Source organism: Halanaerobiales bacterium (genome assembly GCA_035270125.1).
In the GTDB taxonomy this organism is placed as follows: Bacteria; Bacillota; Halanaerobiia; order Halanaerobiales; family DATFIM01; genus DATFIM01.
The window spans coordinates 1-9788 of record DATFIM010000135.1 but is presented as its reverse complement, the minus strand read 5'-3'; the positions used below and the strand labels follow the sequence as shown (position 1 = coordinate 9788).

At 29.4% G+C, this 9788-nt stretch carries 11 protein-coding genes and 1 pseudogene; 2 read left to right on the top strand and 10 right to left on the bottom strand.

The genetic code is table 11. The features are described 5' to 3' along the window. Window positions 1-254: 254 nt before the first annotated feature. Window positions 255-629 (top strand): annotated as a pseudogene (locus VJ881_07080) (C-GCAxxG-C-C family protein). Window positions 630-643: 14 nt separating this feature from the next. Further along, window positions 644-856, top strand: coding sequence for a hypothetical protein (locus VJ881_07075; GenBank protein HKL75812.1), 213 nt, complete (start codon window positions 644-646; stop codon window positions 854-856). A gap of 272 nt (window positions 857-1128) precedes the next feature. On the opposite strand, the gene VJ881_07070 is transcribed toward VJ881_07075, so the two are convergent. The 10 genes from VJ881_07070 to glpK form a co-directional block, all read right to left on the bottom strand. Further along, on the bottom strand, window positions 1129-1431 hold the full coding sequence (locus VJ881_07070; protein ID HKL75811.1) for a heavy metal-binding domain-containing protein: 303 nt from the start codon (window positions 1429-1431) through the stop codon (window positions 1129-1131). A gap of 22 nt (window positions 1432-1453) precedes the next feature. Beyond that, the gene (locus tag VJ881_07065) at window positions 1454-2212 is read right to left on the bottom strand and encodes an ABC transporter permease subunit (GenBank protein ID HKL75810.1); all 759 of its coding nucleotides are present in this window, start codon (window positions 2210-2212) and stop codon (window positions 1454-1456) included. Beyond that, window positions 2196-3134 carry an ABC transporter ATP-binding protein gene (locus VJ881_07060; protein HKL75809.1) on the bottom strand — a complete coding sequence of 313 codons (939 nt, stop codon included), beginning with the start codon at window positions 3132-3134 and terminating at the stop codon, window positions 2196-2198. Before VJ881_07060 ends, VJ881_07065 begins: the two co-directional genes overlap by 17 nt. Before the next feature lie 214 nt (window positions 3135-3348). After that, window positions 3349-4308, bottom strand: a complete 960-nt coding sequence (locus tag VJ881_07055; GenBank protein ID HKL75808.1) for a LytTR family transcriptional regulator DNA-binding domain-containing protein — start codon at window positions 4306-4308, stop codon at window positions 3349-3351. An 18-nt stretch (window positions 4309-4326) separates the two neighbouring features. Then, entirely contained in the window at window positions 4327-4788 is a 462-nt protein-coding gene (locus VJ881_07050) for a chemotaxis protein CheX (protein ID HKL75807.1), read from the bottom strand. Window positions 4789-4791: 3 nt separating this feature from the next. Beyond that, window positions 4792-5223, bottom strand: coding sequence for a bacteriohemerythrin (locus VJ881_07045; protein ID HKL75806.1), 432 nt, complete (start codon window positions 5221-5223; stop codon window positions 4792-4794). A gap of 11 nt (window positions 5224-5234) precedes the next feature. Then, window positions 5235-6557: a mechanosensitive ion channel domain-containing protein gene (locus tag VJ881_07040; GenBank protein HKL75805.1), complete on the bottom strand. Its 1323-nt coding sequence runs from the start codon at window positions 6555-6557 to the stop codon at window positions 5235-5237. 12 nt (window positions 6558-6569) lie between these two features. Then, a complete protein-coding gene (locus VJ881_07035; GenBank protein HKL75804.1) occupies window positions 6570-7151 on the bottom strand; it encodes a class I SAM-dependent methyltransferase in 582 nt (193 codons plus the stop codon). A gap of 85 nt (window positions 7152-7236) precedes the next feature. Then, entirely contained in the window at window positions 7237-8208 is a 972-nt protein-coding gene (locus tag VJ881_07030; protein ID HKL75803.1) for an alpha/beta hydrolase, read from the bottom strand. After that, entirely contained in the window at window positions 8195-9694 is a 1500-nt protein-coding gene (gene glpK / locus VJ881_07025) for a glycerol kinase GlpK (GenBank protein ID HKL75802.1), read from the bottom strand. The genes VJ881_07030 and glpK overlap by 14 nt, the downstream gene beginning before the upstream one ends. Window positions 9695-9788: the final 94 nt, after the last annotated feature.

Genomic DNA, 9788 nt, shown 5'->3' with positions numbered 1-9788 from the left:
TGCCATAAGTGCAAAAGACAATGATGAAAGTAAAATTAGAATAATTCCTTTATTTCTGTCCTGAATATTAATCACCTCTTCATATATTTAATACTTTAATTGAGATTCTTTTTCAACTTCTATCTATTATTTTATTATATTGACTCTAATTGTCAATAGTTCATTTTATATTAATCACTTTAATTAGATAAAATAAGTTTTATTTATAAACTTGATAAGAAAGTTATTTTAAAAGAGGAGAATTCTATTGTTCAGAATCAGTAATCACAACAATTAATGAAATGTTAGATCAGCCCTTTGAACCTAAACTAGCAAAATTAGCCTCTGGTTTTCCAATTGGAATTGGTAAATCAGGATGTCTTTGTGGAGCAGTAAGTGGAGGAGTAATGGCTCTGGGCTTAGCTTATGGAAGAGAAAAACCAGGTGCAGATATGCCAGATTCTTTTCCAAATAATGCTGCTTTACATGATCATATAATAGATAAATATGGTTCTACCTGTTGTCGAGTATTAACTATGGAATTTGATGACTTTAATAGCCAGGAAAGAGCAGAACATTGTTATGATATTACTGGAGAAGTAGCAGCCTGGGTAATGAAAAATTTTATTGAAAATGGAGTAATAAAATGATTAGGAGGTAAAAGATGACAAATATACTAAAAAACACTCCTATCCCTATTGCTGGAGCATTATCTTCTATAATAGCTTTATTTATTTTGATATTTACTTTAAAATTTCTTGTTAAATTTGATATTAAAAAAGTTTTTCCAAGTTATTTTATTGTATATGTTGGGATTGTAGTTGCTAGTGTAACTGCACCAGTTTTCAATAATAGCTGTAATACTTTATTTACCTAAAATGCTGTCAGTAGGTTTTCATCCCAGCTTTTCCGCTTTTACCTTTCCATTTGTAATTACTGCAATTGGCTTAAAATTAACTAACAATTATCTTATAAATAAATTTTCATTTCATTTATTTAAATATCCAGCTCTTATTATAGAAATTTTAGCAATTGTCTTAGTAAGTTATGTATTTTTTAAATACCTATTATTTTTATTCTCTAAAATTAAGTTATAAATATTTTCAGGAGGGTTAGCCCCTCCTGAAATAATTGAATATACATGCCTTATTAAAATTTAACTGCAGTTCCATAAGCTACAATTTCTGCTGCTCCACTACTAATTGTCGAAGTAGCAAAACGAACTCCTATAACCCCATCTGCTCCCATTCTCTCAGCTTCTTCTTCCATTTCTGCAATAGCAGAATCACGAGCATCAATTAAAAGTTCAGAATACTCTTTGACATCACCACCAATCAACTTTCTGAAAAAAGCAAAAATATCTTTGCCTAAATTTACAGCTTTCATTTCACTACCTCTAACCATTCCTAAAACTTCATAATCACTTTTTATATCTGTTGTGGCTAATAACATATTATTATCTCCTCCTAATTTTTTAAAAATCCTTATTTTTAAATTTATAAAGTGAAAGACTATATAAAACAAATGCTAATAAATATAATTTCAAAATAGCTGACCAGGGAAATATTCCATGCAAATAAAAAGGGGTTACTGGTGCATAAGAAAAAATATTTACAAATGCTAAATCCCAAATAAAATTAATCCCCCAGAGTAGAAATAAAATAACTCCTGTGGAAATTCCCGCTTTAACCTGGTCATCAAAAAACAATGAAACTAAAAGTGCTAAACTATAAATAATAAAAAACTTGGCAAATAAGGGAATTATCCCAATTAAAAGGCGAATCAAATCTACTTCATAACCCTGAAACAAAGAAATAATTCCTAAAACAAAAGTTGTTAAAATCATTATTATTAAACCAGTAGCAAGTTGAATTCCTGTTTTTTCAAAAAATATTCTTTCCCTACTAAATGGTCTTGTTAATAAAAACTCAATAGTATGGTCTTCAACTTCTGTAGCTATTACTGACATTCCAAGTAAAATACTAAAAATAACTGATAATTGCAGTAAATTTTTATCAAACCAATTAGAAGAAAGATAAACATTAAAATCAGTTTGCTGGCTTGCCCCTTTTACCATCCACTGGGGCATTCCTTCAAGTATACCCTGTTCTAAAAGATTTTTTACAAAAGGATATTGAATAATAATCGTAATAGCCATAATTATTAATAAAGCAAAAAATATAACATATTTCCATTTTGCTGATTTAAGTTCTTTTTTAATTAGAATTGTCATCACCTCCTGTAATTTTCAAGAAAAATTCTTCCAGATCAGATTCTCCATATTCTAATTTAAAATATGGATATTGGGTTAGATGTTTTACTATTTCTTTCTCATTTTTTTCATAATAAATTATATATTTGCTGCCATCTTTTTCTATTCCTGTAATTCCATCTATAACAAGTTCATTTTCATTAATTTTCTTTTGGGGAACAAAAATAATCTTATTTTCTTCCCTGGCTATAAATGATTTATCTTTAACTGCAACTATTTCACCTTTTTTCATAAAAGCTACTCTTTCAGCCAGCTTTTTTACTTCCAATAAATTATGTGAGGAAAATAAAACTGTTTTACCTTTATTATTAATATCCTGAATTAGAGTAATTATTTCATTTTGCATTTTTACATCAAGACCTGCAGATGGCTCATCAAGAATTATTATTTCTCCTTTATTTGCCAGAGCCTGAATCAACCTAACAGTCTGTTTCATTCCTTTTGAAAATTTTTCGATTTTTTTATTAAGGGGAATATCAAATTCTTCTAATTTATTTAATGCCCACTCTTTATCATATTTTTTATAAAATTTAGAAGCCAGTTCAATTATCTCCTCAGCATTCAGATATGAGTAAAGTCTATAATCTTCACCTAAAAAACTTATATTTTCTCTTATTTTGCTTTTCTTATTACTTTCTCCCATTATTTCTATTTTTCCTTCATCTGCTTTTACAATATTTAATAATATTTTAAATAATGTAGTTTTTCCAGCGCCATTTTTTCCCAAAAGAGCCAGCACCTCTCCTTTTTTCACCTGAAGATTAAAATCATTGATCACTCTTTTTTTGCCATAATTTTTAGTTATATTTTCAAAATCAATTATTATTTCATCCTTATTATTAAATTTGTTTTTATCTTTTCTTTTTCCTGCTGATTTTTCCATTAATTTCACCTCAATTCTTAAATGTTTTTTTCATCTTCATTTTCTAGATTAATTATAGCATGTTTGATTGATTTTGTAGTTAAAATTAAATAAATTGTAGCTTACAGACAATGAAATCCCATATTTGAAAATAAAATGACTATTTTTAAAATAAAAAAAGAGAGAAAATGAATAAATCACCTTCTCTCTAAAATAATTATTTACATTTATTTTACTATATTCCTAATATTTCCTCTAATTCTTTTACATTTGATCTGCTAACTGGTATTTCTTCTTCAGCTATTTTAAGATTATATGTTCCATTAAACCAGGTCACTACTTCTTCAATATAATTTAGATTAATTATATAACTTCGATGGCAGCGAAAAAATGGTGGAAAATCAAGCCTTTCTTCAAGTTCCCTCAGCAAAAGATTAACATTATATTCATTATCTGCAGTATGAAGAGTAGATTTACCCTTGTAAGTTGAAATCCATTTAATATCCTGGTGATCTACTAAAAAAGCTTTTTCTTCATCCCAGACTGGAATTTTTTTGATTTTTTCTTCATCATTATCTTTCTTATTTGTAGATTTTTCTTTTTTATCTCTAAGTTTAACTCCATTCTTATTTAAAAGATAATATTCATTAAAATTATATCTCTCAATTTTATCTTTACTTAAAGTTAACAAAATAGCTCTATCATCTTTTAATTCTTCTGCAAAAATATATTGTAAAAGCGATGCTTCACTTCCTGGTAGATTAGTTAAAGGTTCTTCTAAAAATAAAATTTTCTGTTTAGTAGCAAGAATGGCTGATATAACAATGATTCTTCTTTGAAAATCAGGAAGCTCTTTTAGTTTTCTTTCTAAAGGTATCTTAAATTCATATACTAATTCTCTGGCCTTATCTCTTGAAAACTCAGTATATATTTTCTCAAAAATATCAAAATGCTCAATACCAGTCAGATCAGGATAATATCCTCCTTTATCAGGAAAAAAAGCAATATCTTTTAAATCCAATCCTTTATAATCCCCGCGTAATTTTAAGAGATATCTAAAGATATAACTGAGTTCTTTTTCCTCACGAGAATAAACCAGAGGATATAAATTACCACCTTCAATTTCCAAATTGAAGTTATTTATAATTTTTTCTTCATTATTAGATAAATCAATATCCTTTAAATCCAATAACATGATGATCCTCCATCTTAATTAATTTTTTACCATAGAAAAATTGACCTGAAAATCTCCCATTTTAGTCTCAAGTTTTACACTAAGTATATTTTCAGTACCTGTTGAAATTTTTGTATCTTCACCTAAAACAGTCTGTGGTGGAGCAATATCACATTCATAATCCTTTTCAGCCAATCCTGTAGCTGCCTTACCGCTAATAATATTGGCCATTTCTCCAATAGCAGAAGTTACAAATTTATCAATTTCATCTATCTCCATCCCGGCCATTTCATTAACAATATTTAAAGCAATTTCTTTAGAAAAACTATAGACAATAGAACCTTCTATATCACCTGTCAATCCAATAATAACATTGGCCTGATTATTTGTTATAACCTCATCTCTTAATTCTATATCTCCTCTTTTAGGTTCAAGCTGCATCATAGTTTCAAAAACATTATTAGTTGCATCTAAAATTGGGTTTAAATAATTTACATCCATTGTCTATTTTTCACCTCTTTCTTCTTTTACCTTATTTATATGTTCTCCTATTTTCTGATCTGTATCAGCAACATGGTTGATTAACCAGGTAAGTAAACGGCCACTAAATTCCATGGCAAATTCTTCATCATACTCATTTTCACTAAATTCTTCTGCAAATTCCCTGACTTCTGCTTTGAATTTTTCATGAATTTCATGATGTTTTTCATAATCAGGATAATCGTATTTTTTCTGTAATTTTTCTTCATCTGAAAAATGTTCATCAACATAATCTCCCATAAATTCAAGAGTTTCTGCTACCTTTTTTCTTTTGGTTTCTTTGTCATCCTCATCACCACGAACAGTTTTAATAAAATTATTTAATCTCTTAAAAAGTTCTTTATGCTGTTTATCAACTTCTTCAACACCTATCTTATAACTTTCTTTCCAAATCATTTTATCTCCTCCTAATTATTTTCGGCATTAAAAGCCATTTTGAATTTTTCCATCATTTCATCAGAAATTGTTTTAAAATGAAGATCCTGTTGAGGAAATGCAATAGTAATATCATTTTCATGTAACAGATTCCAGACATCAAATAAAACTTCACTTCTAATATTGGCCAAACCTCTTTGAGGATCTTTAATCCAAAATCTTAATTCAAAATTAACAGTACTATCTCCAAATTCTTTTAGAATACAATTAGGCTGTGGATTATTTATTATTCTCTTCTTATCTGCAACCGCCTCTAATAATAAATCATGAACTCGGTTAAGGTCACTATCATAAGCAACTCCTACCGGTACATCTATTCTTACTCGATCATCACTATATGACCAGTTAATTACCTGATTTGTTATAAAATTTTCATTTGGAACAAGGTATTCTTTGCTGGCAGGAGTAACAACAGAGACAAAACGAGTATCAAGATTTTTAACTCTTCCGTAAATATCATTAATTTCTACAACATCGCCAGGTTTAATTGATTTATCAAGTAAAATAATAATTCCACTAATAAAATTAGAGACAATCTTTTGCAAACCAAAACCAAGCCCAACACCAATAGCACCACCAAGGAAAGCAAAAGTACTTAAGTTAACACCAATACTACTTAATGTTATTAAAAAAGCAATAGTATAAAAACCAAACTTAGTTAGTTTTTTAATCAAAACTTTAATAGAAGGTGTCAATTCATCTGATTTTTCAATTCTTTTTGTGGAAAATTCATTAATTTTTCTGGCAAGCCAGAAAAATATGATAAACATAATAAAACCTTTAATAACTAATAATACGGAAATTTCCAGGTTCCCACTTTTAAAAGCCAGGCTTTCAAGAATACTAATAGTTCTTTCATAAATATTTAAAATTTTAAGAACTGCCACTGCCCAAATAACATAAGACAATATTTTAACATAAAATTTATCCGGTAAAAAGGTTGTTATTAGTTTAATAAAAACCCAGGCTGTAAGCAAATTTGCAGCTATACTGCTAAAGAAATGGCTAAATCCAGTTATTTCTACAATTAAAACATAAATCCAGACTAAAAACATATAAATTAATGGTTTTAAAATTATATTTATTAATTTATTTTTTTGTTGAACTGTAATAAATTTTATCTTTTTAACAAGTTTATTTATTCTAGGAAATGATTTTTTATATATATAAATAGCTATTAAATATATCAGGAGCAAAAGAACCCCGTCAATTAAATTATCAATAGAGAATACATTGTTTTGTACCCAGATTATTATGTCATTAAAAATTTTTTCAATTTCATTTAAATCAACCATAAAAATCGCTCCTTAATTAATTTTAAAAATATACCAGCTATTCCAGGGACTATTTTTTATTTTCTTTAATTCACCATAATATTCTTTCATTTCAGAAGGTGCCTTTTTAATAAAATTGAAATAATCTCCACCTTCTAAAAATTCAATAATTTTTATTAAAAAATAATCATTATCATGATAATCATGATAGATGACATAATTTGATGCAACTCTACTAGTTTCCTTATATAAAATCTTTCTTTTCTCTTCAGTTAAACCATGGGCCAGGTAAGCTGCAGTTACTACTTCAAAACTATTATCGGCAAAAGGTAATCCTTCAGTAATATCTATTCTCTCACAATCAATACCATTACTTAAGCATCTTTTATACATATTTGGAGAAGCTTCTACTCCTTTAACTTCATAACCTTTTTCCTGCCAGCAATAACCAAAAGCTCCAGTACCTGATCCTAAATCCAAAATTCTAGCATTTTCCGAAATATCAATTTTATCTATATTTTTTTCAATTAAAGACCTATAATTATTAGTTTGCATTTTAAAAAACAGATTATAAAAAGGAGCAATCAAATTAAAAAGTCTTATATGATTATCCATATTATCCTCCTTCTGAAAAAAACTCCCTACCTGATACTCTCACAGTCGTAGGGAGCATCCCAGCAGGATTTTTATGCTTACTTTATTACTTCTCATTACTACCCTCATCTTCCTGCCTCTTAAATGAAATTATATTTTTATCCAACCAGTTTATTACATCTTCAAAAAAATCATCTTTATTATATTCATTAATTAACTCATGTCTTGCCTGAGGGTATAATTTATGTTCTACATTTTTCAGACCGGCCTTCTTATATTTTTTGGCTAATTCAATAATATCTTTTCCTCCAACTGGATCTTTTTCACCTGAGAGAAAAATAATCGGAAAATTTTCTGAGATAGATTTATAATTTTCAATATAAGCTGTATTTTTCATTCCCTCATAAAAATCATCATAAAATTTAACTGTACAGCTAAAACCACAGCGATCATCTTCATAATATTTTTTTGTAATTTCACTATTTCTACTTAACCAATCATGAGGTGTTTCTGTATCTTTAAAAGAACGATTATTAGAAGAAAAAATCAAATTTTCTACTAGAGTACTATTTTTCTTATCTCCTTTGAAAAGCTTTTCTAAACCAATAAAAAATTTTAACAAAAATAGTTCAGTTCTTTTCACCAGAGCTGCCCCGGATAATAAGGCTCCAGAAAAATCATCTGGATTACGATTAATATAATCTCTACTTACAAAAGATCCCATACTGTGTCCAAAAAGAAAAACAGGAATTTCCCTATCATTTCTATTTTCTATTAACTCTCGATGGTTTTTTACATCTCCTATAACTTTTTCCCAGCCATTTTCATCAGCAAAATGACCTAGAGGCATATCATTTTCAAGTGCTGTTTCTCCATGGCCACGATGATCATGGATATAAAAGGAATAACCGGCATTGTTTAAAATATTAGCAAATTCATCATATCTTTTTCTATGTTCAGCCATTCCATGTAAAGCAAGAATAACTCCTTTAGGTTTATCAATTTCATACCTGCTTCCATAAATATCTAAACCATCTTTTCCTTTAAAATTATATTCAGCAAAATCAACTTTCATCATCAATCCACCCCCTGGCTTTTTTTACAGCTTTTTTCCATCCGGCATAGGCTTTTTTTCTATCCTTATCACTCATTTTAGGTTTGAAAACTCTATCATTTTTACATCTTTCCACTAATTCATCTATTCCATGCCAGTAACCTACTCCAAGGCCGGCCAAATAAGCAGCACCTAAGGCTGTTGTCTCGCTGATTTCAGGTCTTTTTACTTCAGTTCCCAGGATATCAGCCTGAAACTGCATTAAAAAATCATTTTCAACTGCTCCCCCATCTACTTTCATATCTTTTAATTCAAGTCCAGAATCAGCTTCCATAGCTTCCAGAACATCTCTAGTTTGATAGGCTATTGATTCCAGAGTTGCCCTAATAATATGTTCTTTGGATGAACCTCTGGTTAATCCAACAATAGTTCCTCGGGCATACATATCCCAGTAAGGTGCCCCCAATCCAGTAAAGGCAGGAACAACAAAAACACCACCTGAATCATCAACTTTTCGAGCAAAATATTCTGAATCAGCAGCACTATCAATAATTTTTAGTTCATCTCTAAGCCACTGAACAGCTGCACCAGCAACAAAAATAGAACCTTCCAGGGCATATTTTATTTCTCCATCTATATTCCAGGCAATGGTTGTCAGAAGACCATTTTCAGATTCAACTGCCTCTTTTCCAGTATTCATTAACATAAAACAACCGGTCCCATAAGTGTTTTTGGCCATCCCTTTTTCAAAACAACCCTGACCAAAGGTAGCTGCCTGCTGATCACCTGCTATCCCGGCAATTGGAACTTCTGCTCCGAATACATCTCCATTTGTTTTACCATAAACTTCACTGGATTTTTTTACTTCAGGTAAAAGTGATTTAGGAATATCAAGTTCAACAAGTAATTCATCATCCCATTTTAAATCAAAAATATTATATAACATAGTTCTTGAAGCATTTGTATAATCAGTTATATGTAATTTACCACCTGTTAATTTCCAAATAAGCCAGCTATCTATAGTTCCAAAACGTAATTGGCCCTGTTCAGCTTTTTCACGAACACCATCAACATTATCCAAAATCCATTTTATTTTAGTTGCTGAAAAATAGGAATCCACTACTAAACCAGTTTTTTCTTTTATCTTATCTTCCAGTCCTCTATCTTTTAGATTATCACACAAATTAGAAGTCCTTTTATCCTGCCAGACAATAGCATTATAGACTGGATCTCCAGTTTCAGCATCCCAGATAACTGTTGTTTCCCTCTGATTGCTGATACCAATAGCTGCTATTTGTTTTTTAGTTAAATTAGCACTGGCCAGAGCATCAGCAATAACTCCACTTGTTGTTCCCCAGATTTGATCTGGATCATGTTCTACCCAGCCAGGTTCTGGATAATACTGAGGGAATTCATTTTGAGACTTACTTACTTCTTTTCCACTTTTATCAAATATAATAGCTCTGGAACTTGTAGTTCCCTGATCAATAGCAAGAATATATTTTTCCATTAAATTTTCCTCCCCAATTTAATATAAAAAAGCAGACAAACTTATTAATCCTTTGTAAATAAGTTTATCTGCTTTTAAAATTAATGTCAAAAAT

Coding starts and splice junctions, on each gene's coding strand:
- VJ881_07050 (HKL75807.1), bottom strand. CDS start 4,788: ATGGATGTAAATTATTTAAACCCAATTTTAGATGCAACTAATAATGTT.
- VJ881_07075 (HKL75812.1), top strand. CDS start 644: ATGACAAATATACTAAAAAACACTCCTATCCCTATTGCTGGAGCATTA.
- VJ881_07065 (HKL75810.1), bottom strand. CDS start 2,212: ATGACAATTCTAATTAAAAAAGAACTTAAATCAGCAAAATGGAAATAT.
- glpK (HKL75802.1), bottom strand. CDS start 9,694: ATGGAAAAATATATTCTTGCTATTGATCAGGGAACTACAAGTTCCAGA.
- VJ881_07045 (HKL75806.1), bottom strand. CDS start 5,223: ATGATTTGGAAAGAAAGTTATAAGATAGGTGTTGAAGAAGTTGATAAA.
- VJ881_07030 (HKL75803.1), bottom strand. CDS start 8,208: ATGATGAAAGTTGATTTTGCTGAATATAATTTTAAAGGAAAAGATGGT.
- VJ881_07035 (HKL75804.1), bottom strand. CDS start 7,151: ATGGATAATCATATAAGACTTTTTAATTTGATTGCTCCTTTTTATAAT.
- VJ881_07060 (HKL75809.1), bottom strand. CDS start 3,134: ATGGAAAAATCAGCAGGAAAAAGAAAAGATAAAAACAAATTTAATAAT.
- VJ881_07055 (HKL75808.1), bottom strand. CDS start 4,308: ATGTTATTGGATTTAAAGGATATTGATTTATCTAATAATGAAGAAAAA.
- VJ881_07040 (HKL75805.1), bottom strand. CDS start 6,557: ATGGTTGATTTAAATGAAATTGAAAAAATTTTTAATGACATAATAATC.
- VJ881_07070 (HKL75811.1), bottom strand. CDS start 1,431: ATGTTATTAGCCACAACAGATATAAAAAGTGATTATGAAGTTTTAGGA.